The following is a 23852-nucleotide window of genomic DNA, read 5'->3' as shown; positions in this document are numbered from 1 at the left end:
TTTTCCATGTCGTCTGGATCCAGCACCACGGACCAGTCCACTTCAGCCACAACCCCCGAGGATTTCATCGGGCATTACTATGAACACCTCGCGGCGGAGGACGCCGGAAGCTACAGCGGGCAGGTGCTCCAGGATCGGGCGGTGAGGCACCGCGAACTCGCGGGAAAGCGTGCGCCAGGGCAGGCCGTCGTGGATGTCTTCGACCAGTCCGGTTCGAGTGTGGTCCTGATTGTCACCGACGACATGCCGTTCCTCGTGGACTCGGTCACGGCAGAACTGGTGCGGCTCAATGCCGCGATCCGGCTGGTCGTCCACCCCACCTTCGTTGCCACGCGCAGCAGGGGAACGCATGCGCTCAGCAGCCTGCAACGCGTCCCCTCCGTCGCGGGAGTGTCGAGCGGGGATACCGCGGCCCTGCCCGATATTTCCGGCTATGTGGCCCTTGCTGACCAGAGCGCGTCCATCGAGTCCTGGATATCGGTGGAAATCGGGAAGGTCGCCGACGACACCGAGCGGTCCGCCGTCGTGCAGGGGTTGCTCGGCGTCCTCTCGGATGTCCGTGCCGCCGTTGAGGACTGGCCAGCGATGCGCAGCAAGGTCCGGAGCATCAAGGCTTCCCTTGCGTCGACAGAGGGTGCAGCCGGCATTCCGGACCTGCATCAGGCCCGGGAATTGCTCCAGTGGCTCGACGACGGGAACTTCACGTTCCTCGGGTACCGGGAGTACGACCTCGTCAGTGAGAACGGGATCGATGCACTCCGCATGCGGGACTCGAGCGGACTCGGCCTCCTGCGGGGCGGAGGTGCCAGCGGCCAGCTGCAGCAGCTCACCCGCGCAGGGCGGGCAAAGGCACGGGAGAAGCGGATGCTGGTGATCACCAAGGCCAATTCACGCTCCACCGTCCACCGTGCCGCGTACCTCGACTACATCGGTATCAAGAACTTCGATGATCAGGGGAACGTCACCGGAGAGCGCAGGTTCATCGGGCTTTTCGCCACCAGCGCCTACACCGGCTCAGTGCGGAACGTGCCGATCGTCCGGGACAAGGTCACGGAGGTGCTCCACCGGTGCGGATTCCCGTCGGATTCCCACTCCGGGAAGGACCTCCTGTCCATTCTCGAAACCTACCCGCGCGACGAACTGTTCCAGATCGACGTCCAGGACCTCGTAGCCACGGCACTGGGTATACTCCGGCTGCAGGAACGTCGTCGCACCCGCCTGTTCCTGCGCCCCGACGTCTACGGCCGCTTCATGTCCGCGCTCGTCTACCTTCCCCGTGACCGGTATACCACCAGCGTCCGGCTGCGGTTCGAGGAGGAGCTGCGCAGCACTTTCCATGCTGACTCGATCGACTTCGAAGCGCGCATGAGCGAATCCGCCCTGGCGCGGTTGTTCTTCCGGATTCGGCTGACCCGCGGCGACGAAGTGGCGGACGTCGACGCCGCCGCTCTCGAGGAGCGGCTCGTCCGGGCCGCGCGTTCCTGGTCCGAGGGGATCACCGAGGTGGCCCACGGACGGTTTCCGCGGGAGTCCGCCGAGCGGTTGGCCGGGTTGTGGGCCGAAGCCTTCCCGCCGAGCTACCGTGTCGACTACGAGGTGGAGGACGCTCTTGAGGACATCGAGCGTTTCGAGTCCCTGGACCGGTCCGCCGTCGGAGCTCCGGGAATGCATATCTACGTACCGACGCGCGCCGGGAACCAGCGTGAGGAGGACGCACGGCTCAAGCTCTACCTGACGGAGTCCAAGAGCCTCACCCAGATTCTGCCCTTCCTCCATAATCTCGGCCTCGAGGTGCTCGACGAGCGTCCCTTCGAGATCGAGCGCGCCGACGGAGAGTCATATTTCCTCTATGACCTGGGCCTGAAGTACCCGCAGGGAGTCGATCCCGAGGGCACCGCCTCCCTCCTGAAGGATGCCTTCGCTGCCGCCGTCGTGGGGAACAGCGAGTCGGACACATTCGATCGGCTCGTCCTGCGGGAAAAGCTCAGCTGGCGCCGGGTGCTCATCCTTCGCAGTTACGCCAAGTACATGCGCCAGATGGGCAATACCAATTCCTACGGCTTCGTGGCTGACACTCTGCTGCGCAATGCCGTCGTCGGGCGCGCGCTCGTCGCCCTGTTCGAGGCACGGTTCGACCCGGATGCGCAGGGTGACCGTGAGGAGTCGGCGGACGGCGCGCGTCAGGCGCTCGATGCAGGCCTCGAACAGGTACCCACGCTCGACGCCGACCGCGTGTTGCGCACCTTCGCGAACCTGATCGAGGCAACCTCGCGCACCAATTACTTCCAGGGCAAACGGCATCTCAGCTTCAAGCTCAATACTCCGATGGTCGAGGGGGCGCCATTCCCCCGGCCGAAATTCGAGATCTGGGTTTACTCACCGCAGGTGGAGGGTGTTCACCTGCGTTTCGGGGCGATTGCGCGTGGTGGCCTTCGCTGGTCGGACAGACGGGAGGATTTCCGCACCGAGGTGCTGGGACTCGTCAAGGCGCAGACCGTCAAGAACGCCGTCATCGTTCCTACCGGAGCCAAGGGCGGTTTTTTCGCGAAACAGCTGCCGGACCCGTCGGTCGACCGGGCGGCGTGGCTGGCGGAAGGACAGTCCAGCTACCGTACGTTCATCCGCGGTCTACTGGACATCACCGATAATCTTGCGACGACCGACGGTTCGGAAGCCGTTGTTCCCCCGGAGCGGGTAGTCAGGCACGACGGCGATGATACCTACCTCGTCGTCGCCGCCGACAAGGGAACGGCGTCCTTCTCCGACATCGCAAATGACCTTTCCCGCGAGTACGGCTTCTGGCTCGGCGATGCTTTCGCATCGGGTGGATCGGTCGGCTACGACCATAAGGCCATGGGGATCACGGCCCGAGGCGCATGGGAATCGGTGAAGCGGCATTTCAGCGAGTTCGACCTCGATACGCAGACGCAACCATTCACTGTCGTGGGAGTGGGCGACATGAGTGGTGACGTGTTCGGCAACGGCATGCTGTTGTCCGAACATCTCCGGCTCGTTGCAGCCTTCGACCACCGCCACATTTTCCTCGACCCGAACCCGAACTCCGCGGTTTCGTTCGCTGAACGGCGCCGCCTCTTCGCCCTGCCACGGTCCAGCTGGGAGGATTACAGTGCCACGCTCCTCAGCACCGGCGGCGGAATCTATTCACGTCAGGCGAAATCGGTACCGGTATCCGAGGAGGTACGCGCGGTCCTGGGGATCAAAGGAACGGCCGCATCCATGAGTCCTCCCGAGTTGCTGCGGGCGATTCTTCGGGCGCCCGTGGACCTGCTGTACAACGGTGGAATCGGAACCTACGTCAAGGCGGAGTCGGAAACCCATGCGGAGGTCGGGGATCGTGCGAATGATGCCATCCGGGTGAACGGCAGCGAGCTGCGGGTGAAGGTAATCGGCGAGGGCGGGAACCTCGGAATGACCCAGCGGGGCCGGATCGAGGCCGCGCTGGCCGGAGTTGTCCTCAACACCGATGCGATCGACAACTCCGCAGGCGTGGACTGCTCGGACCACGAAGTGAACATCAAGATCTTCGTCGACCGTATGGTGAAGGTCGGCCGGCTCTCAGCAGCCGAGAGGCCGGGTTTCCTCGCCTCGATGACTGACGAAGTTGCCGGCCTCGTCCTGCAGGACAACGTGGACCAGAACGTCCTGTTGCTCAACGACCGGCAGCGGGTGGTGGAGTGGAGCCCTAGCTTCGAGCGGTTGATGGACTGGCTCGAACAAAAGGCCGACCTCGATCGGTCGCTGGAGGCACTGCCCACAACTGCGGAGCTGCGTGCCCGGCTCGAGACGGGTCAGGGCCTTACCTCACCGGAATTGTCGGTGCTTGCCGCCTACGCCAAGATCGAGCTGACGAAAGCGCTCACCAGAAGCAATCTTGCCGATGACCCGTGGTTCTCCGGAACGCTGCGGCGGTATTTCCCGCAGCAACTGGTGGAGCGGTTCGACGACGTGCTGGATACGCACCCGCTGCGGCGCGAAATCATCGCGACAGTGGTCGCCAACGACATGATCAACCTCGGTGGCATCACCTTCGTCTTCCGTGTCATGGAGGAAACCTCGGTGCCGGAGGTCGGAATTGCGAAGGCTTTCGTGGCGCTTCGGGAAATCTACGACCTCGATGAGACGGTGCGCGCACTGGCGGAACTGCCGGCGGACTTCCCGACCGACCACTGGTCCACCGTCCACCTCGACCTGCGACGCCTTCTTGACAGGGCGGTGCGCTGGTTCGTGAACCACGTGGAGCAGGGAAGCACAGTGGAGCAGGACGTTGCGGCGTTCAAGCCCCTCATCGCTCCGCTTCGGTCGAAGCTGGCAAGCTACGTCCGCGGCTGCGACCTGGCCCGTGTGGAACAGTGGAGCGCCCGTGCGGAGGAGTGGGGGCTTCCCGAAGGAATCGGCCAGCACTGGGCGGAGCAATTCGAATCGTTCGCGCTCCTGGACATTGCGATCAGCACCCGGCGTGTCGATGAACCGGTGGAGGAAATCGCCAGGGTCTACTACGCCGTCTATGACCGTTTCGAGGTGGACAACCTCCTCGAACGGATCACGAAGCTGCCCCGTAGCGACCGGTGGCAAGCACTTGCCCGTGCAGCACTGCGTGATGACCTGTATTCGACCGTCGCCGACATCTCCGTAGCGGTGCTCCGGGCGTCCAGGGAGTTGTGCGGGGGCGATGCCAGCCTGCGGCTCAAGGAGTGGGAGGCCCAGAATGCCGACCAGCTCAAACGAGCCAGCAATATGTTCGCCGAGGTGAACCGCCTGGAACGTGACGACATCTCGTCGCTTTCGGTAGCACTTCGCCTGCTGCGTTCGATCGTGCGTTGAGCCGGGGAGGACATCATGGCAATGTTCGCTGACCCGATACGGGAGTACCCGGGGTTCGGTCCCGGCGATGCGGAGTGGCTGCACCTGCTGGTCGGGGACTGGCAGATGGTTGCGGACCTCGCGTTCGCGGACCTTGCGCTATGGTTCCCGCTCGAGGGCGGGGGTTTCGTGGCACTGGCCCATGCCCGGCCTTCGACGTCGCACACCGTCTTCCACAGTGACTTCGTGGGGGAGCGGATTCGTGCCGACCTTCAGCCGCTGGTCGAACTGGCGTGGGAATCGCAGAAGATCGAGCGTTCCGGCGAGACCAACTGGACCACGGAAATGGCCATGCGGGTGGAGGCCGTCCCCATGGTGAGGAACGGGCGGACGCTCGCGGTGGTCACGACCCATCTGGACCTGTCGAGCTCTCGCATGCCGTCCAGGCTGGAGTTGACCTACCGGCAGTGTGCCTATGACCTCCTGCGCATGGGGACGCTTGGTCTGTGGCCCGATTTCGCAACGCCCACAGGCTCGCGCCGAGGTGCGCCCCGAGTGGGAGACGGATTGATTCGGCTGGACGTCGACGGAATCGTTCAGTACGCCAGCCCCAACGGGGTGTCGGCGTTCCGTCGGCTCGGCGATGTCGAAACGCTCGAGGGCCGCCCCTTGGCTGAGATCACCACCGCGCTGCTCAAGGACGGGCGGATGGTTGACGAGACGCTGCCGCTGGTGGTGACCGGCCGGATGCCGTGGCGTACGGAAATCGGATCGAAAGGCGTAAGCCTATCGCTGCGTGCCATCCCGCTGCGTGACGAGAAGGAACGTTTCGGAGCCCTGGTACTCTGCCGTGATGTTTCCGAACTCCGGCGGCGCGAGATGGAACTCGTTTCCAAGGACGCCACCATCCGCGAGATCCACCACCGCGTAAAGAACAACCTGCAGACCGTTGCCGCGCTCCTTCGGATGCAGTCCCGCCGCATGGTCAGCGACGAGGGAAAACTCGGTCTCGAGCAGGCGATGCGGCGGGTGTCGACCATTGCCCTGGTTCACGAGACGCTCTCCCAGGGTCTGTCGCAGGTTGTGGATTTCGATGAGCTGATCGCGCGTCAGTTCCGCCTTTCGGCCGAGGTCGCGTCGCCGTCGCAGACGGTGCGCACCGAGCGTCAGGGCGATTTCGGTGAACTTCCCAGCGACTTCGCTACGCCGCTTGCGCTCGTCATCAACGAGTTGGTCACCAACGCCGTCGAGCACGGGCTGTCCGAAAGGGCAGGCACGGTGTGGCTCCTGGCCAACCGGCGGACCGCGGATGACGGTGAGGAGATCCTTGAGGTCACCATCGCTGATGACGGCGCGGGGCTTCCCCCCGGCGGGCACGCCGAAGGGCTCGGGCTGCAGATCGTCCGTACCCTGGTCACCAGCGAACTCGGGGGGAGTATCGCCTGGAGCGCAAGGCAGGGCGGAGGAACGTCCGTGAGTATCGAGATGGGCCTGAGCCATAACCAGGGCTCCTGAGCCGGACTCTCCAGGCAGTTCAGGACCGGCTGTTCCGGATTGGCCCAGCGAACGGCCCGATAACAAGGAAGGACCGCCCTGAGGCGGTCCTTCCTTGTTATGTCGTTGCCCGGCAGTTTCCGCCGGGCCGTTCCGTTCCCTGGTGATGTTGACCAGGGGTTCCGTCAGGACGCTCTGCGCGCCCGGGCGGCGCGGCGCTTCAAAGCACGGCGTTCGTCCTCGCTGAGACCGCCCCAGACGCCGGCATCCTGGCCCGATTCAATCGCCCACTGGAGGCATGTGTCCATCACCTGGCAGCGACGGCAAACGCTTTTGGCCTCTTCGATCTGAAGAAGCGCCGGCCCGGTGTTACCGACCGGGAAAAAAAGCTCCGGGTCCTTGTCCAGACACGCAGCGCGGCTACGCCAATCCATGCTAATCACATTCTCCTTCGACCCGGCTTGTGAAAAAATTCACGAAGGGCCACATAGTAAAGGGGCCGAATTTGGCCCCCGCTTTTATCTGCTATTAAGGCTGACACGTTACCTACTGGTAAACAAGGGGTTGCGCACCGCCAATTGCTGCTATTGGTGAGCGATGCGTCACAGCGTCCATAACGCTGCCCGGAGAACGCCGTCCCTGTCGCGTATCTCCGATAGGGTGCTCGTGTGTCGACACCCCAGGATCCGCTGCCCCGACGTCCCGCCTCAGTGGTGGTCCTGGCGCTCGTCCTCCTTGGAGAGGCCCTTGCCCTTGCCGCACTGGCGCTGGGCTACATTCTGTCCCTCCTGGGGCCTGATCCCCTGTCGGTGGGGGGAGCGGTGTTCATGATCGTCTTTCTCCTGCTGCTCGCCGCCGGCGTTCTGGCGGCCGCGCGCGGGCTTCTGGGCGGTTACCGGTGGCCGAGAACGCCGTCGCTGGTGCTCCAAATTTTCCTGGTCATCTTCTCTGTCTCCTTCCTGTCCGCGGGGGCCGTGGCTGCCGGAATCGTGGTGTTTGTCCCCGCCGGTACTGCACTTGTGCTGCTGTTCACCCAGCCGGTTGTCGCGTTCACGGTGCGGAACACCGGGGAGTCGAGAATCCACTAGTCTCCTTCCGCTGCAGAGGGGGCGGCTCTGGGCGCCCGGAGTAACGGAGAAGGGCCAGGAGGCCTCCGGAAAATCTGTAGCTCGACTACAGTGCCCCGCTCCACCAGAAATGCCCGCCCAGGTCCCGGGCGCCCGTCGAGGTCGAACCGCACACCGAGGAAGTCGCCGTCCAGGGGGCTCCGGGGTGCGAGACAAAGGCCCCTTCCCGTGGCACGGGCCTGCAGTGCGAGCGGAACGCGAATCGGCAGCGATGCACCGGGGACTACCGTCAGTACTGCAGCGGCTCCCAGAGCGACCCAGGATGCAAGGACCGGCTGTACATCCGTCGGCAGTGCGTCGGCATCGTCCACGAGGAGCACGCACCTCCGCGGATCCGGATTGCCGCTTCCACGTTCCAGGAGCCTCCAATAGGACGACGGGTCAACAGTGGCCGCCGCCCGCAGGACAGTTGTGCCCGGGCCGGTTCTTGCGCCCTGCTCGATGACGTCGAGCAAGTTGCTCCGCCCGGATCCACGGGCTCCCAGCGCAAGGAACACGCTACCGGCGGGCAGTTGCAGGGAGAGGACGTCAAGACTGTCGCCCGACACCCCGAGAGGAACTGTAAGTCCTTGGACATGGCTCGTTCCCTTTACCGAGGCAGGTAGGTCGACAAGTACCGGAAGGGCGGCAACCGGAAAGGGGAGCACAGTGGGCGACTGTCCGGATCCTGCCGGCGGCCGGCCTTCGACGACGAGTTGGGCCACCGCGTCCCGGCCCGGGTTCACCCGGCCCTGGACCAGCCCTCTTCCCTGGACGGGCTCCAGATCGGGAAGTTTCGGCCAGGTCAGGAGGGATTCAGCGGCGGCGCCCGCGGGGAAGTAGATTCGGTTGGGCAGGAGGCTGAACAACCGGCTGGACACCAGTTCCCGGTTCCCGGTGATGACGATGCTGATGCGTGCTGCTTCTCCGTCCCTGACCAGATCATGTAGGCAGTCCTCTGCCCAGGAGAAGCGGCTGTTTCGGAAGAGGCTGGTCCAGCGGCCCCATGCCGAGACAGCCAGAAGGATCGGGGTACGGTCGGTGCCCGTGCCCGCGGTGAGCCTCGAGGAAAGAAGGTGTGCAAGCCGTTCCAGCACGCGGGCGGCTCGCTTGACCTCGTGACCTCCGACATGGGCGCCCGTTTGGCTTTGCGCAGAAACGAAACCCAGGGTGGAATCGCCGTCGAGTACGTACAGGTGGGTCTCGGGAAGGAAATCGAGGCATTCCATGAGGACATGCGCCAGGAGATCCGTCCCTCCCGCAGAGGGAACACCCACGAGTCCGAGGTGTGAGTGGTGCCCCGGTGCCCAGAACAGTCCGCGTTGCGCCTGCTGTTCGGGTAGATCGAGCACGCCGAGGTAGAGCTCTCCGGGCTGTCTTTCCTGTGCCGGCACACCGCCGGAACATCCGGGCAACGGCGGCATCACCGGTCGGCGGGGCGAAGGGTGACCGCCGGCTGCAGCGGCAGCAGCTACTGCACTGACCGCTGCCGCCAACGGGTCACCGGCCGTTCCTGCCGTTGGTGCTCTTTCGCCGCCGGGAATCGACTCGCGCGCCGGGCCACTGAGGTGGGTCTCGAGGTCCTCGAGGCCGGAGGCGGCCGGACGCCCTGTCGGAAGGCGAAGCGATGCAGTCTGGAAGGGGACGGGAGTGTCGGAACCTACCCGGATGATGGCGCGCCCGGGCACGGAGACCGGGATGACCGCGGCCGCGGGAGACCCGATGATGTCCTGCGAATCCATCGGGCTCTGGACCCGAAAAGCTACAGCAGTAGTCACGTTGGCCCGGATATCAGGGGTGATTGCACCCTGGGGTCGCTGGGTTGCCATCACCAGGTGGAGTCCCAGGGATCTGCCGAGGGTGGCGATCTTCTGAAGCTTCTGGACCGAACCGGGAACATCATCAGTCAGTATGCGGAACTCGTCGATCACCACGATCAGGCGAGGCATGCTGACGTGACCTGCGTGCAGGGAGAGCTCCGAAATGTCCTGCACGCCATGGTCCGCCAGTATCGCTTCACGGCGGCCCAACTCAGCCCGGAGGGAAACGAGGGAGCGGGTAACGGATTCGGTCGAGAGATCGGAAAGGAACCCGACGGCGTGGGGAAGCCCCGCGAGCTTGCCGAGTCCTGAGCCGCCCTTGAAATCGATCAGCAGGAAGTTCACTCTGGCAGGTGAATGGTTGGCTGCGATGCTCAGGAGGAGTGTGCGGAGGAACTCGGACTTGCCGGACCCGGTGGTTCCTGCCACCAGCAGGTGCGGACCTTGATGGGCCAGGTCGAAATGGAGGAGGCCCTCGGTGCTGACACCGATCGGGCAGCCCAGACTCGAGGACTGCTGCGTCTCCCGCCAACGAGCGAGCACTGTGGATGGTGCGGGAAATCCGTCGCCCTGGTCCGGCAGGACCGCCGTCGCGGGAAGGTGACCCGGAGCCGGCTGCAACGACTTCCGGCCCATCCCGCCCATCGCACGCGCGGTCCTGTCGAAGGACTGCGTCCCCACCAGATCCGGAGTCAGGAAAAACTCGCCGCATTTCCCTGTCAGGATGGCCTTTCCCGCCCGAAGGGCCACGATGGCTGTTGCTGTCCCCGCGACGGCTGCCGTCCCGGGGCCCGGCTGGAATCGAAGGACCGCGGCCGGTCGGGTGATCGGATCGGGAAGCTGCCGGCCGCCGAAGACGAAGACGAGATACCGGGAACTGTTCCGAAGCAGGTGTCCCAGTCTTCCCGGGTGGGTGACGAGCTCCACGCCGGGGAGGAACCGGGCGGCCGACGGAAGGTCGGGGAGCGAGCCCCAACAGAGGATGGAGACCGCGCCCGCGTGTCCGAAGCTGATCTGCAACAGCAGCACTCGGGCGAGCCCCAGAAGCGCCGACGGCTCACCCTGGAAGTGCAGCTCCACTCCCTCGGAACGATCCAGTTCGACCCGGATCAGGCAGGGCACCTGCGCCAGAAGGGGTGGTTCCCATCCCGGTAGGCTGCCCCGGACCGTGACATTGGCGCGCTGGTCCGCAAGCCCGATCCGCAGGTGGATCCGGGAGGGCGGGGTTGGGGAGCGCGGCGGAAATCTCCTCCCCCTCAGGGTCTCTGCGGCGAGGGCGAGTTCTCCGGCGTCCGCTACTGTGCGCCGTCGTCGTTCCCCGTCTCTTTCCGCTGCTTTTCCGACGGCGGTATCGAAGGCTTTGGAGCGCCGGCGGCGCGCGAGGAACGGCACGACGCCGGTGACCGCTGACAGTGCGCTGAAGGCCAGGAAGAACCACATGCCGGTGGAAAGGGCCAGGGCTACGCCGAGAATCAGGGGAAGAAAGGCGGTGACGAGTTGCATCCGTGACAACTCGGGCGGGGGAGGGGCTTCGACGTCGAGGGGAATATCCACATCGGCACCCGAGGGATCAGCGGCCGTTGCGGGACCGTCCGCAAAAGGGCCCTGGGTGGAAGGGGCGCCTGCGGGAAAACCGGGCAGCGCGATCCTGCAGGTACTTGAGCCGCACACGATCAGGGAACTGGTGGTAATCGTACTTTCAGTGATCAGGGTGCCATCCACCCAGGTGCCGTTCGACGAGTCCGCGTCCGAGAGGGTGATCCGTTCTTTGCCGACGACCAGGGTGGCGTGATGTCGGGACATCTCGGGATCACTGATCGGGATGTCGCCATGGTCGCGACCGATCGTATGCGTGCCGCGCGCCAGGGGGGTGAGCCGTCCTGCATCGGGACCGGTATGCACGACGAAGACGAGGGAGGGGGCCGGTGCCCTGCCGGTGGGAGCCGTTGCTCCAGCAATGACTACGGCTCCGTCGACCAGCGGGAAGTCGCCGGGAGTGAGCGTTTCGAGGGGCAGCCCGGCCACGGTGAGAAGCGGGGTTCCGGCGAGCTTCCCCAGGCTGTCGCTGATCTTGGTCCCGCTGTCCAGGAGCGCAGTGTCGACCACGAGTTCACGAATTGGCTGCTCCAGGGGCGCAGCGATGACCAGCGATAGGTGCAGCGTTACAACCACCTGCCTTCCCTCGACGTGGCCGTTCCTGCAGGGTATGGCCCTGCTGAGTTCGGAAGGACGAGGGTACAGGGGATGTGAATAACAGGTCGGGCGACCGTAGCTTCCGGCAGGATAATTCCGACCGGATTGACAAGTGCACGTGTGCCAAGCGGAATAGCCTCTCCGCAGAAGCCCCTTCGGTGCCATTCACCTCAGCACTGACGGACGCCCTGCCGTTCGGCGAACTTCTAACCTCCGCGCCGACGATCTCCCTGACGGATCTGACCGACCTGATCTGCCGCCCCGCTTCGTGGCCCGCCGTTGTCGGCAACGTCCGCGTGTATCTCGACGATAACCACCTGACGAAGCGCTATGTCGAAACCATGGTGCCCGCCTTCCGAGCCCAATTCCTGGCGGCCGCCGGTTGGTGAAGGGGGCGACGCCCGGGCCGCGCATTGCCGGGATCCCTGACCGCATCGGGTAGCCTTGACCGGCAGGCAGTTGCTACTCAGGCCGCCCAAAACAACCCAGGAGACTTTGTGAACGTTGATCTCGTCGTCGTAGGTTCGGGCTTTTTCGGACTGACCATCGCGGAACGAGCTGCAACCCAGCTGGGGCTCAAAGTCGCAGTACTCGACCGCCGCCACCATATCGGCGGCAACGCCTACAGCGAGAACGAGGCGCAGACAGGCATCGAGGTACACCGCTACGGCGCCCACCTCTTCCACACCTCCAACGAGCGCGTGTGGGACTATGTGGGGAACTTCACGAAGTTCACTAACTACGTGCACAAGGTTTATACCCGCCACAAGGGTGAGGTGTACCCCATGCCCATCAACCTCGGAACGATCAACCAGTTCTTCCGCTCGGCCTACGGGCCCGAGGAAGCACGCGCGCTGATCCAAAAGCAGGCCGGCGAGTTGGCGGGAACCGACCCTCAGAACCTGAACGACAAAGGCATCCAGCTGATCGGGCGCCCGCTCTACGAGGCGTTCATCAAGTACTACACCGGCAAGCAGTGGCAGACGGATCCCAAGAACCTTCCCGCCGAGATCATTTCCCGGCTCCCGGTCCGCTACACCTATGACAATCGGTACTTCAACGACAAGTACGAGGGGCTCCCCGTCGACGGCTACACGGCCTGGATCGAGCGGATGGCAGACCACCCGAACATCTCCGTCCAGCTCAATACCGACTTCTTCGACGAGGGACACGAGTACTCCCGGTCGACGACCCTGGGGCAGGTCCCCGTGGTGTACACCGGACCCGTGGACCGTTACTTCGACTACGCGGAGGGTGACCTGTCCTGGCGGACGATCGACCTCGAGGAGGAGGTCCTTCCCGTGGAGGATTTCCAGGGCTGCTCCGTCATGAACTATCCGGACGAGGATGCCGCATTCACCCGGATCCACGAGTTCCGCCACTTCCACCCCGAGCGTGCGTACACCAAGGACGCCACCGTCATCATGCGCGAGTTCTCCCGTTTCGCGGAGAAGGACGACGAGCCCTACTACCCGATCAACACCGCGGACGACCGGGCCAAGCTGCTCGCCTACCGCGATCTGGCGAAGGGTGAGAAGTCGGTGCTGTTCGGCGGGCGGCTGGGAACCTACAAGTACCTCGATATGCATATGGCCATCGGATCGGCGCTGGGAATGTTCGACAACAAGATCACGCCGCATTTCACCGGTGGAGCAACACTTGAGAGCGGGGGAGTGGACGCGTGAGTGCTGCGGCGACCGACACCCTCGCTGGCAAGGAAAAGGCCGGCCCCGCCTATCGGGTGGTGCAGCGCGTAGTTCTTCCGCTGGACGGCGATACCGATGTGCTGCCGCTCTACGTCGACTTCAACTCCGCACGGCGCGTCGTCGAGCACACCAAGCGCGCCATACGGCGAGGTGCACCGAAAGCGCCTGAGCATCTTCCTGAAAGCACGCACCAGCGCTCGGACTTCATCGTCGGCCGGGAGAGCCTCCGGCTCCCTGCGTTCCGGAGGATCTCGCTCGGCACGTATTTCAACGCCTTTCCGGCGAGCTACTGGCGCAAGCACACGGAGGTCCGGTCAGTCCGGCTGTCGGTGGAGGTCGACGCCGAGGCAACCGTGATCGTCTACCGATCGAGCCCGCGCGGTGTCGCAAACCGCGTCGACAGCGCGCACGTCCTCAAGGGGCAGGCCTCGTTCGATCTTCCCGTCACGGCTTTCGTCGACGGCGGATGGTACTGGTTCGATCTGGTGGCACACGTCGACAACGTCACCCTGGTCGGCGCGTCCTGGGCGGTCGAGGAGTCGAAGCAGCTGCAGCGCGGCTCCCTGTCGGTCGCGGTCACCACCTTCAACCGGCCCGATTACGCACTCCGCCACATCTCCACCCTGGCCGACGACGCCGGCGTGATGGAAGTGCTGGACCGCCTGATCATCGTCGACCAGGGCACCGACAAGGTGAGGCTCCAGGAAGGATATGCCGACGCCGCGGCGCAGCTGGGCGAGAAGTTCCTCCTCGTCGAACAGGCGAACATCGGCGGATCGGGTGGTTTCGCCCGGGGCATGCACGAGACGCTCGAGGCGGGCGACAGCACCTATGTGCTCCTCCTCGACGACGACGTCAGCATCGAGACCGAGGGAATCCTGCGGGCGGTCAACTTCGCCGATTTCACTACCAAGCCCACCATCGTGGGTGGCCATATGTTCAACCTTTACGAGAGGTCGGTCCTCCACACCTTCGGGGAGCAGGTTGATCAGAGACGGTTCTTCTGGGGGCCGGCAGCCAACACGAGGGAAGGCCACGACTTCGCGGCGAGCAACCTCAGGACCAGCCCCTGGATGCACCGCCGGGTGGATGTCGACTACAACGGCTGGTGGATGTGCATGATCCCCACGAGCATCGTCCGCGAGGTCGGGTTGTCGCTCCCGGTCTTCATCAAATGGGACGACGCCGAATACGGGCTCCGCGCCCAGCAGCACGGGTATCGAACGGTCACCCTGCCCGGTGCCGCCGTGTGGCACATGCCGTGGACCGAGAAGGATGACACTATCGACTGGCAGGCTTACTACCACCAGCGGAACCGGTGGGTTGCCACGCTCTCGCATTCCTCCCGGCCGAAGGGCGGCAGGATGCCGTTCGAGAGTTTCGCCATCGACGTGCGGCACCTCCTGTCGATGCAGTATTCGGCAGTGGAGGTGCGGTTGAAGGCTCTCGAGGACGTCCTGTCCGGGCCCGACCACCTCCACCGGACGATCGGCGAACGGCTGCCGTGGATCCGCGCTACACGGGCTACCTTCAGCGACGCCCAGATCAAGCCGGACCGGAGCGCCTTTCCCGAAGTCCGGCCGCCGTCGATCCGTAAGGAGGTCGAGGAACCCGTGGTCGTGGCGGAGTCCCTTCTTCGTGCCGGACTCGGGGCGCTTCGCCAGTTCCGGGCGGTCGACCCGGAGGCTCGGGCCCATCCCCAGGCCGAGGTACCGGCGATGGACGCACGGTGGTGGCGCCTGACCGGACTGGACTCGGCACTGGTTTCATCGTCGGACGGATCCGGATCGTCCTGGTACAGGCGCGACCGGAAGCAATTCGTGAGCATGCTGCTGCGGACGATGGCACTGCACCGCTCGCTGCTTCTTCGCTGGAACACGCTCAGCGCGGACTACCATGAGGCACTTCCCCGATTCACCGGGCGTGAGGCCTGGGCCGAGACGTTCACAGCAGCGGCTGTCCCCGGTGAAGAGCCGAAGGTGTTGTGAGTTGGGAGTGCTGACTTCCAGCAGTGCAGGACCCTCGGATTCGCTGCTCCCCCCGGGAAGAGGACGCGGACTGCGCGACGTGCTCCGCGACCGTTTCCTCCTGAAGCTGCTCGTTCGCAAGGAGATCCGGGTCCGTTACCGCGGGTCGGTGCTCGGCCTGATGTGGTCCTACCTCAAGCCCCTCCTGCAGTTCGCTGTCTACTATGTGGCACTGGGAATCTTCCTGAATCTCCAGGGATCCACACCGAACTATGCCATCTACCTCTTCTCGGGCATCGTCCTCATCAACTTCTTCACCGAAGCGCTCGGAAACGCCACCCGCTCGATCGTCGAGAACCGGGACCTGATCAGGAAAATCTACCTGCCCAGGGAACTCTTCCCCGTTGCCGCCGTGTGGGTTTCGGCCGTCCACTTCTTTCCCCAGGTGGTTGTCCTCATGGGCGCCTGCCTGATCGTGGGCTGGATTCCTTCAGTCGTCCAAATCGCGGCACTGGTGATTGCCTTCCTTCTGGTGGCGATCCTCGCAACGGGGCTCGGCCTGCTGTTCGGCGCCGCCAATGTCTATTTTCGGGACTCCGAGAATATCGTCGACATGATCCTGATGATCGTCACCTGGGCCTCACCCGTGCTCTATGTCTGGAGCATGGTCGAAGACGTTCTCGGCCGCTGGTTCTTTCTTTACCAGCTGAACCCGATGACCGTCGCGGTCGAGCTGTTCCATTGGGCATTCTGGTACCCCACGCTCACGGACGTCGAACTGGCGGCTGCTCCGCTGCCGCCCGACCTGCTGACCGTCTGGGCTCCGATCGCGCTGGCGGTCACGGTCCTGATCATGTTCCTCGGGCAGATCACCTTCCGGCGCCTCTCGGCCAACTTCGCGCAGGAGCTGTGATGGAGGCAATGGTGGACGATCCGGCGATCGTCTGTGTCGGTGTCCAGAAGCAGTTCGTGCTGCGCCATACGCGTTCCCTGAAGGAAGCGCTCGTGTGGATCGTCAAGGGCCGCAAGGGCGATCTCTCGAAGAAGTTCGATGCGCTTCAGGAGGTCTCGTTCACCGTCAGCCGTGGTGAAACCGTGGCGCTCCTCGGCCTGAACGGCTCCGGGAAATCGACACTCCTCAAGCTCATCTCCGGCGTCTTGCAGCCGGACAGGGGGTCGCTACTGACAAAGGGCCGGATCGCCGGGCTGATCGAGGTCGGGGCCGGATTCCATCATGACCTCAGCGGCCGGGACAACGTCTACCTGAACGGCGCTATCCTCGGCATGTCCGAGCACAAGATCAATGAGATGTTCGATTCCATCGTCGATTTCGCCGAGATCGGCGAGTTCATCGATACCGAAGTGAAGTTCTACTCATCGGGTATGTACCTTCGGTTGGCTTTCTCCATCGCTGTGCACACAGATCCGGAAATCTTCCTCGTCGATGAGATCCTCGCCGTCGGTGATGAGCCGTTCCAGCGGAAGTGCCTGGCCAAGATCAAGGAACTGGCGGCGGCAGGCAAGACGCTGCTGGTGGTCAGCCACGACCTCGACCTCGTGTCAACGGTCTGCGAGCGGGGGATCCTGCTCGAACATGGAAAGCTGATTGCAGACGGGCCTGTGGGGGATGTGGTCGCCGAACTGCGCCGTCGCTCGCGTGCCGATGACTAGCCGCCCACCCGGCTCCCGGAAGAGACGCCCGTGATCCGACAGAAGGACGAAGACGCACACCATGCCCATGTTTGAGTTGAAGGTTGGATCATGACGCACCATTTCAGAAGTACTGCGGGGAGCGGACCCAGCCGGCGGAGCGTGCTGCTGGGGCTTGCAGCCCTACCCGTAGCACTTACCGCGTGCAGTTCGCCGGATGAAGGTTCAGCGCAGGCAGTACCGCCGTCTACGGAGTTCCCGGTGACGATCAGGCACGGATTCGGTGAAACAGTCATCAGGTCCGCTCCGCAGCGGATCGCCACGATCGGAGCCTCGAGCGCCGACGTCTGCCTCTCGCTCAAGGTTGTCCCGATAGGAATGCCGGGCTCCAACGCAACGCCGTGGTTCGTCGTCGAGCTGGCGGAACTGTCGTCCCCGATGCCGGTCCTCTATCCCGATGAGGTGGACCTCTCGATACCGCAGATCGAGAATCTCGAGCCGGACCTCATCCTGGCCGTCAACTCGGACCTGACCCAGGCGCAGTACGACGAACTGACGGAGATCGCGCCTGTGGTGGCCAGTACCGGGGCGGCACTGAATACGGACTGGCGGACATCCGTGATGATGGTGGCCCAGGCGCTGGGGCAGAGCCGGGCGGGTGCTGAACTGGAAGAGGAAACCACCGAATACATGGCTGAATCGGTGTCCGATTATCCCGACCTTCCCGGCACGACCTTCCTGTTCGTGGGCCTCTCCACAGCTCTTGGAGCGGATTTCGAGGTCTACGGTGAGGCAAGCAACCCGGTCCGCATCCTCGAGGATTTCGGCCTCGTAGCCGGCCCTCTGATCGCCACGTCCGAGGCTCAGGCACTCCTGGTCGAGGACGGCACGGGGCCGGTCACTCTCCAGTGGCCCAGGGACAGGGGCGCCGAGCTGGACACCGATATCGTCATCGCCTCGATCGAACGATCCCAGCGGGAGGAACTCGACGAGCTCGACCTGCTCGCCGAGGCTCCGGCTGCGGGCAGGGAATCCGTCGCCTACGCCACGAGGGATGTGTACACCGCTGCCCTCGAGACCGGATCACCCCTCGGGATCCGCTGGCTCGGGCGGAACTTCATTCCGGAACTCGCGAAGGCCGCCTACTACGCGGGAAGCTAGTGCTCGTACTGCCGGGGCGGGAGCGGAATTCACGCGCTACCCCGGCGATCAGCTGCAGGCAGTCATGCGGAACAGCCGGGCGTCTCCCTCTTCAGCCACGAGTTCAACTCCCGGCGCGGATTCGTCGACCAGGTCCCGCAGCCCGATGAACGGCTCCTCGCCTGGAACGATCTCCTGGTTCCCGAAATCCAGCGCCCAGTAGGCATTCAATTCACTGACGGCCGAGCACACCGACGTGTTGTAGGCTGCTTCGCCCCAGTGGTCGAGGAGCGTCTGCTCCTCAGGCGTACGTTCACCGAAGATGTGCGGCGCGATCGTCTCGCTCGAGGAGAACGCATAGACCAGCGAAGCACCGGTCCGGGGGTTGGCGACGATGACGTCGGTCTCGGGAACATAGTCGTCCACCCTCTCCAGCAGCGCGATCTCGTCCTCCGTCAGCAACGGTGAGCCCTCGGTCGTTTCGAACACCTCGCGCATCCGGTCCTGCACGCCGGCGAGCGTCCCGCCCTGGGTTCCGAAGCCCAACAGCAGGATCAGGGCCACCGGCACCACGTTCTGCAGGCTCTGCGGCAGCAGGCGGGCTGCGCGCCCGACGACGGACGGCTGGCGGTGGGCGGCGGTCGCGGAGTGCTGCGAGCTCAGCAGGACGTAGAGTGCCCGCGTGCGCCAGGCGAGCCACTCCGCTCCGAGCACGATGACGGGTAGGGTCACCACGGGAAGGAGTGCGGCGAGACGGAAACTGTCGTTGTACCAGACGCCGGTGAGGAACGTACGGAAGGCACCGAGGCTCCAGCTCGACACCACCATGTAGAGAAGGCCGCCGACGCCGTACATGGCCGCAACCCACCAGTAGGTGCGCAGCTGCCGCGCAATGACGTACAGGCCGATTCCCGTGAGGAGAAGGAGGATCCAGGCCGTTGTCGCTCCCATGGGAGCACTTCCGAGGATTTCCCCGATGGCCCGTGCATTGGACTGGAAGGGCGTCCAGGGGGCGAAGGCGAGGCTGGGCCTGACCGCTATCCAGGCGAGCACGACGACGACGATATAACCGGCGGTGAAGGCAAGCCATAAATAGGCAGCCCGCCTGCTTTCCGTGCCGGCCCGGGCGCCCAGCCATGACCGGATGAGCCGCGCAACGACGACCGGTCCACCGAATCCCAGCAGGGCAACCGCCGTGCTCGGATGTGAGAGACCGAGACCGGGAAGCGTGGCAACGAGGGCGATCGCAGCCGGCCAGCCGGAAAGCGGCCGTGCCCTCGACATCCCGACGGCCTCGATAAGCAGGCCGAGCACCACGGGCAGCAGGGCGATGGCTGCATGGTTGGGATACAGCACGCCGAAAGCGACCATCAGGTAGGGGAACCCGCTGAAACCTGCGCAGAGGACCCCCGCACAGAGGAGGGGGATCGGTCGGTAGCCGATGATCCGGCTGATGAGGAAGATGCAGGCGAGGGGCCACACGAGGGCCCCTGTGACGATGGTTCCCACATTGACCACGGCCATCACCGACGGGGCGCCCAACATCAGCACGAGCGCCATGGAATCGTGCATTGCCGCCGGATATAGGGCCTGTGATGCGTCGGTGAGGTTGCCCAGGGTCAACGTCGACCCGTTCTGTGTCTCGGCGATATGGCGGATCGCATTGAGGTGGTAGACGTTGTCGAACGTCTGGGAGAAATTGTCCGGAGAGCCGAAGGCCGCGATGTAGCGCCCGGCGATGATGATCGCCGGGAAGATCACGGCGATCGGCACGGCGAGTATGGCAATCCAGCGGGGGTAATCACTGTCAAGGAGGCGTCCGTTGCCCCCCAATGCGCCCCACGACGCCGTCCGGCTCTTGGCGGTCCGGCTCTTATCGGATGCGCTGCGTCGCATCAGGAGGAATCGGGCGAGGAGCGTGCCTGCCGCTGCGAGGACGCTGAAGGCGAAGTAGGAGACCGGGTTGAAAGGAAGCCCGGCATACGGCAGGACGATGGCCAGGCAGGCCGCGACCGACGTCGACACCGGCGCAGCCAGCGCTACCAGGTTGAGCCGGCGGACACCTGCCGCCGCCAGGATGAGGAGACCCGGAACGAAGAAAACCACCAGGGTCGCCGCGAGGGTAGGGATGGTTGCCCACCAGCTCATATATTCAATCTCCTCTAGTCGCACGCTTGCCGTGCCCTGCGCCCAGTCCGGGTCGAAGCCGGGAGGCCGGTCAGGGCCGGGAGCTTCCTGCGAACTTGAGCTCGCTTCCGGTCACGTCACCCCACGTCAGAGTAAGAACGTCGACGGTGTATTGCTATGATTGCACATCATGGGCAACTCAACGCGTTCGGGCGTTCTCATCGTCATGCCAGCGTGGAACGAAGCTGAGGCCATCGGAAACACCATCCGTGAGGTTCGAAAAATCGCGTCCCACCACGACATTCTGGTGGTCGATGACGGATCGAAGGATCAGACAGCATGGATCGCACGGCAGGCCGGAGCGACAGTACTCAAGCTGCCGTTCAACCTCGGCGTCGGCGGTGCAATGCGGACCGGCTTCAAGTACGCGATCCGCAACGGTTACTCCGCCGTGGTGCAGGTCGACTCCGACGGCCAGCACGATCCGCATGACATCGACCGGGTGGTGGCAGGGTTGCGCCACGCGGACATTTCGATCGGCGCACGCTTCGCGGGCCGGGGCAGCTACGATGCCAAAGGTCCACGGCGCTGGGCCATGGCCTTCCTTGCGCAGGTGATCTCCAAGGTCGCCGGCACCCGGTTGACCGATGTCACATCGGGCTTCCGAGCAGCCAACGAGCGGGCCCTGCACCAGTACATTGAGCATTTCCCTACTGAATACCTCGGAGACACGATCGATTCACTAGTAGTGGCCATCAAATCCGGCTGTACTGTCACGCAGGTGCCGGTGGAGATGAAAGCCCGACAGGCAGGAACCCCGAGCCAGAGCCCGTGGAAAGCGACGCTGTATCTTGCGAGGTCCGGACTGGTGCTGTGCTTCGCGCTTGCAAGGAGGAAGTCGCCCCGTGAACACCTCGTGCCGTCGTCGGGGGACATTGCCGGCGAAGGAAGTGTCCAGGCATGAGCGTCGCCTTCTCCCTCATCTCGTCGATCCTGATGGTCGTGGTGGTTCTGCTGATGCTGCGCAACGGCAAGCTACGGGAAAAGTACGCCATCCTCTGGCTGGTCATCGGAACCCTGACCATCATCCTCGGCTTCTTTCCTCGGCTGCTCGACTGGGCGGCATCGCTCGTCGGAGTGATCGTCCCCTCGAACCTCCTGTTCGCCCTCTCGATCCTGCTGCTGGTAGGCGTCAGCCTCCATGTCTCACGTGAACTGACCATCCTCGAGGACGAAACACGCATCCTCGCAGAAGAGGTCTCCATCCTCCGCACAGCCATCGAACAACTGCAGCGCTACCCCGTGACAGCCCCTCCCGCCGGCCGCGCGCACCCACAAGACCTGAGCCACCCATCGAAGGAAGAATGACGTGACGATTGATGTAATGCTGCCCTACTACGGTGATGTGGCGATGATGAAGGCCGCGGTTGATTCGGTCCTCTCCCAGGCCGACCGGGATTTCAAACTGACGATCGTCGACGACGGCTATCCGGACGAATCGCTCCCCGCCTACTTCGCGGGCCTCACCGCCGGCGACAGCCGCATCAGTTACTCGCGTAACGAGCAGAACCTGGGTGCCAACGGCAACTACCGCAAGTGCCTTTCGTTGATCGAACACGAGTATGTGGTCATCATGGGCGCCGATGACATCATGCTGCCGAACTACCTCGAGACGGTACGCCGCGGGTTCACGGACCCGACGGTCAGCATCGTCCAGCCCGGCGTCGAGGTCATCGACGAGAACGGCGCTGTCTACCGGCCACTCGGCGACAAGGTCAAGGACTACCTCAGGCGGCGCGCCGTCGGAGACAGCAGCGACGCCGTCCTTGCCGGAGAGGCTGTCGCCAAGAGCCTCATCACCGGGGACTGGCTCTACTTCCCGTCAGTCGCCTGGCGCTCGGACGCTATCCGGAAGCACAGCTTCCGCGAGCAGTACGACGTCGTCCAGGACCTCGCGCTGGCGATGGATATCGTCATGGACGGCGGCAAGCTGATGGTCATGGACACCATGTGCTTCCAGTACCGGCGGCACCGCGAATCCGATTCCTCGGTGAAGGCCCTCGACGGGCGGAGGTTCGCCGAGGAACGCGCGTTCTTCGACGAGTGTGTTCGTGACTTCCAGCGGCTGGGGTGGCAGAAAGCGACGCGGGCCGCGCGGCTCCACGTCTCGTCTCGCCTTCACGCACTCACTCTTGCGCCCAAAGTCATCGACAAGCGCATGTGGAACGGGTTGCAGAAGCTTGCCACCCACGCCGTCAAACCGTAGAGCGTGACTGACCGGCAGGAGACTCCCCGGCGCGGGATCGCGGGCAGGAGGTCTGCCCTCCTCTACCTGTTCGGGTCCCTTCTCCAGGGTCTTGGCCTGATCCTGATCCAGCCGTTCGCCATCCGGCTGCTCAGCGAACTCCAGTGGGGACTGGTAGCCACCTCCATCGTCCTCATCCAGGTCGTCGTCGTCCTCCTGTCGGCAGGGTTGCCGCTCGCGATCAGCCAGTTGTGGTTCGACCAGGACAACGGCCGCAACCGGTCACTCGCCATGTACGGGTTCCTGACAATCGCATGCCTCGCGGTGGGTTGCGTCCTCGCTGTCGGTGCCGGCTTCCTCGGAAGGAGCGACGTCACCGGGACTCCCTGGACGATCGTGCTGGCAATGGTCATCATCGGGTTGCTCGGCACCGTACTCGGCGCGCAGGCGGTGTTGAGGGCACAGGACCGCCCGGTGGCCTTCGTGGTTCTCAGCGTCTGTTCGTCGGTCCTCGCGAACCTCGCGGGACTCGGGGCGATCCTCGTCGCGGGCAGGACGGCTCTGGTATACATCGTTGCCTACGGAGCCGCCGTGGTGGTGTCCGTCGTCGTCGCCCTGGTCCTCGTGCGGCCGCGTCTGCCGTGGAAGGTGCCAGGCATGACCCGCGCGTCCATGAGGATAGCGGGCCCCCTGCTGCCGCACACCGGCGCCCTCATGCTCCTGACACAGGGCGCAGTCCTGCTGCTGGCGCAGCTGTCGGGAGCCTCGATGGCCGGCCAGTATGGTGCCGTACTGATTTTTGCACTCGGTCCGTTGACGATCCTCAATGCGCTCAACAATTCCTGGTCCACCCGCATCATGTCCGCGGATCCTGCTGAGCTACAGGCGAGGATACGGGAAGTGGCCGGTGAAGCCGCCGTCATCGCACTCGTGGTCGGTCTGCTGGCCACCTCCGCCGCCAATGTCGGCGCCCATGTGCTGACGACGGACCCCGGGTCACTGGTCCAGGTTGCGCAGATCCTGCCCGTGGTGTCCCTGGGCTACGCGCTGTTCCTGGTTGCCGGTAACGTGCTGTACGTCGTGCACCGGACGCGTCTGATGGCCTTCGTCACTCCCGCAGTCTTGTTACTGACTACTCTCCTTGCGCTCCTTCCCGCGACGACGCCCGCTTTGGCTCTGTTGGCCGCGGTCCACGCCGCGGGCTTCGCCCTACTCGGTGCAAGCTACCTGATCGCTGTCCGCAGGTATACGCCGGCGGATGCGTGGCCTTCGTCGGTCTTCCTCTACTGCGGAGCAGCCCACGTGCTCTACGCGGCCGTTCTCTGGTTCGCCCCGGTCACCTCCCTGTGGGGAGTGGTGGAGTTGGCCTCGGGTGTCGTCGCCCTCGGCGTTGCCGGCCTCCTCTGGCTCCGGCGCAGGCGTTCCGGCTCCGCCGCGGAGCAGGTGGCTGCAAGCGACGCCGAACGAACCACGGAAACCGCGGGGGACTAGGTCGTGTCTGTTAATTGTGTACTCGGTGGAATGTGACTACTGCGGTGAGTAGCACTCCGCCAAGGAATGTGGTGGCGTATTTGTCGTAGCGG

The 23852-nt window shown here is 64.4% G+C and carries 16 protein-coding genes; 13 read left to right on the top strand and 3 right to left on the bottom strand.

The genetic code is table 11. From position 1 onward, the window contains the following. The first annotated feature begins 6 nt into the window (after positions 1 to 6). Both IWX65_RS00080 and IWX65_RS00075 read left to right on the top strand, forming a co-directional pair. The gene (locus tag IWX65_RS00080) at positions 7 to 4842 is read left to right on the top strand and encodes an NAD-glutamate dehydrogenase (protein WP_196880461.1); all 4836 of its coding nucleotides are present in this window, start codon (positions 7 to 9) and stop codon (positions 4840 to 4842) included. A 15-nt stretch (positions 4843 to 4857) separates the two neighbouring features. Further along, positions 4858 to 6336, top strand: a complete 1479-nt coding sequence (locus IWX65_RS00075) for a sensor histidine kinase (RefSeq protein WP_196880460.1) — start codon at positions 4858 to 4860, stop codon at positions 6334 to 6336. A 164-nt stretch (positions 6337 to 6500) separates the two neighbouring features. Here IWX65_RS00075 and IWX65_RS00070 read toward each other — a convergent pair whose 3' ends face one another. Then, on the bottom strand, positions 6501 to 6749 hold the full coding sequence (locus IWX65_RS00070; RefSeq protein ID WP_026533500.1) for a WhiB family transcriptional regulator: 249 nt from the start codon (positions 6747 to 6749) through the stop codon (positions 6501 to 6503). A gap of 234 nt (positions 6750 to 6983) precedes the next feature. Between IWX65_RS00070 and IWX65_RS00065 the strand changes: the two genes are divergently transcribed. Continuing rightward, the gene (locus IWX65_RS00065) at positions 6984 to 7403 is read left to right on the top strand and encodes a hypothetical protein (RefSeq protein WP_196880459.1); all 420 of its coding nucleotides are present in this window, start codon (positions 6984 to 6986) and stop codon (positions 7401 to 7403) included. On the opposite strand, the gene IWX65_RS00060 is transcribed toward IWX65_RS00065, so the two are convergent. Further along, entirely contained in the window at positions 7400 to 11413 is a 4014-nt protein-coding gene (locus tag IWX65_RS00060; protein WP_196880458.1) for an FtsK/SpoIIIE domain-containing protein, read from the bottom strand. The two genes, IWX65_RS00065 and IWX65_RS00060, sit on opposite strands and share 4 nt — an antisense overlap. Positions 11414 to 11592: 179 nt before the next feature. On the opposite strand from IWX65_RS00060, the gene IWX65_RS00055 reads away from it, so the two are divergent. From IWX65_RS00055 to IWX65_RS00030, 6 genes are all read left to right on the top strand, one after another. Continuing rightward, positions 11593 to 11823, top strand: a complete 231-nt coding sequence (locus IWX65_RS00055; protein WP_196880457.1) for a hypothetical protein — start codon at positions 11593 to 11595, stop codon at positions 11821 to 11823. A 24-nt stretch (positions 11824 to 11847) separates the two neighbouring features. Continuing rightward, entirely contained in the window at positions 11848 to 13119 is a 1272-nt protein-coding gene (gene glf / locus IWX65_RS00050; RefSeq protein WP_334683551.1) for a UDP-galactopyranose mutase, read from the top strand. Then, complete coding sequence (locus IWX65_RS00045; RefSeq protein ID WP_196880455.1) at positions 13116 to 15128, top strand: glycosyltransferase; 2013 nt, start codon at positions 13116 to 13118, stop codon at positions 15126 to 15128. The genes glf and IWX65_RS00045 overlap by 4 nt, the downstream gene beginning before the upstream one ends. A 10-nt stretch (positions 15129 to 15138) precedes the next feature. After that, entirely contained in the window at positions 15139 to 16020 is an 882-nt protein-coding gene (locus IWX65_RS00040) for an ABC transporter permease (protein WP_334683582.1), read from the top strand. Between the two features lie 8 nt (positions 16021 to 16028). Beyond that, entirely contained in the window at positions 16029 to 16778 is a 750-nt protein-coding gene (locus IWX65_RS00035; protein ID WP_196880750.1) for an ABC transporter ATP-binding protein, read from the top strand. Between the two features lie 90 nt (positions 16779 to 16868). Next, positions 16869 to 17918 carry an ABC transporter substrate-binding protein gene (locus IWX65_RS00030; protein WP_196880453.1) on the top strand — a complete coding sequence of 350 codons (1050 nt, stop codon included), beginning with the start codon at positions 16869 to 16871 and terminating at the stop codon, positions 17916 to 17918. 48 nt (positions 17919 to 17966) lie between these two features. Here IWX65_RS00030 and IWX65_RS00025 read toward each other — a convergent pair whose 3' ends face one another. Next, positions 17967 to 20045: a DUF6541 family protein gene (locus IWX65_RS00025; protein ID WP_196880452.1), complete on the bottom strand. Its 2079-nt coding sequence runs from the start codon at positions 20043 to 20045 to the stop codon at positions 17967 to 17969. 169 nt (positions 20046 to 20214) lie between these two features. Between IWX65_RS00025 and IWX65_RS00020 the strand changes: the two genes are divergently transcribed. From IWX65_RS00020 to IWX65_RS00005, 4 genes are read left to right on the top strand one after another with little or no spacing between them, the layout of a single operon-like run. Next, complete coding sequence (locus tag IWX65_RS00020; RefSeq protein ID WP_334683550.1) at positions 20215 to 20988, top strand: glycosyltransferase family 2 protein; 774 nt, start codon at positions 20215 to 20217, stop codon at positions 20986 to 20988. Then, entirely contained in the window at positions 20985 to 21392 is a 408-nt protein-coding gene (locus IWX65_RS00015) for a DUF2304 domain-containing protein (RefSeq protein ID WP_196880451.1), read from the top strand. The genes IWX65_RS00020 and IWX65_RS00015 overlap by 4 nt, the downstream gene beginning before the upstream one ends. Before the next feature lies 1 nt (position 21393). After that, complete coding sequence (locus IWX65_RS00010) at positions 21394 to 22290, top strand: glycosyltransferase family 2 protein (RefSeq protein ID WP_196880450.1); 897 nt, start codon at positions 21394 to 21396, stop codon at positions 22288 to 22290. A gap of 3 nt (positions 22291 to 22293) precedes the next feature. Then, positions 22294 to 23760 carry a lipopolysaccharide biosynthesis protein gene (locus IWX65_RS00005; RefSeq protein ID WP_196880449.1) on the top strand — a complete coding sequence of 489 codons (1467 nt, stop codon included), beginning with the start codon at positions 22294 to 22296 and terminating at the stop codon, positions 23758 to 23760. Positions 23761 to 23852 lie beyond the last annotated feature (92 nt).

Origin of the sequence: Arthrobacter sp. CAN_A214, assembly GCF_015751955.1 — a bacterium.
GTDB lineage: Bacteria > Actinomycetota > Actinomycetes > Actinomycetales > Micrococcaceae > Arthrobacter_D.
The sequence above is the reverse complement of the archived record's forward strand: the minus strand, read 5'-3'. Positions and strand labels throughout refer to the sequence as shown.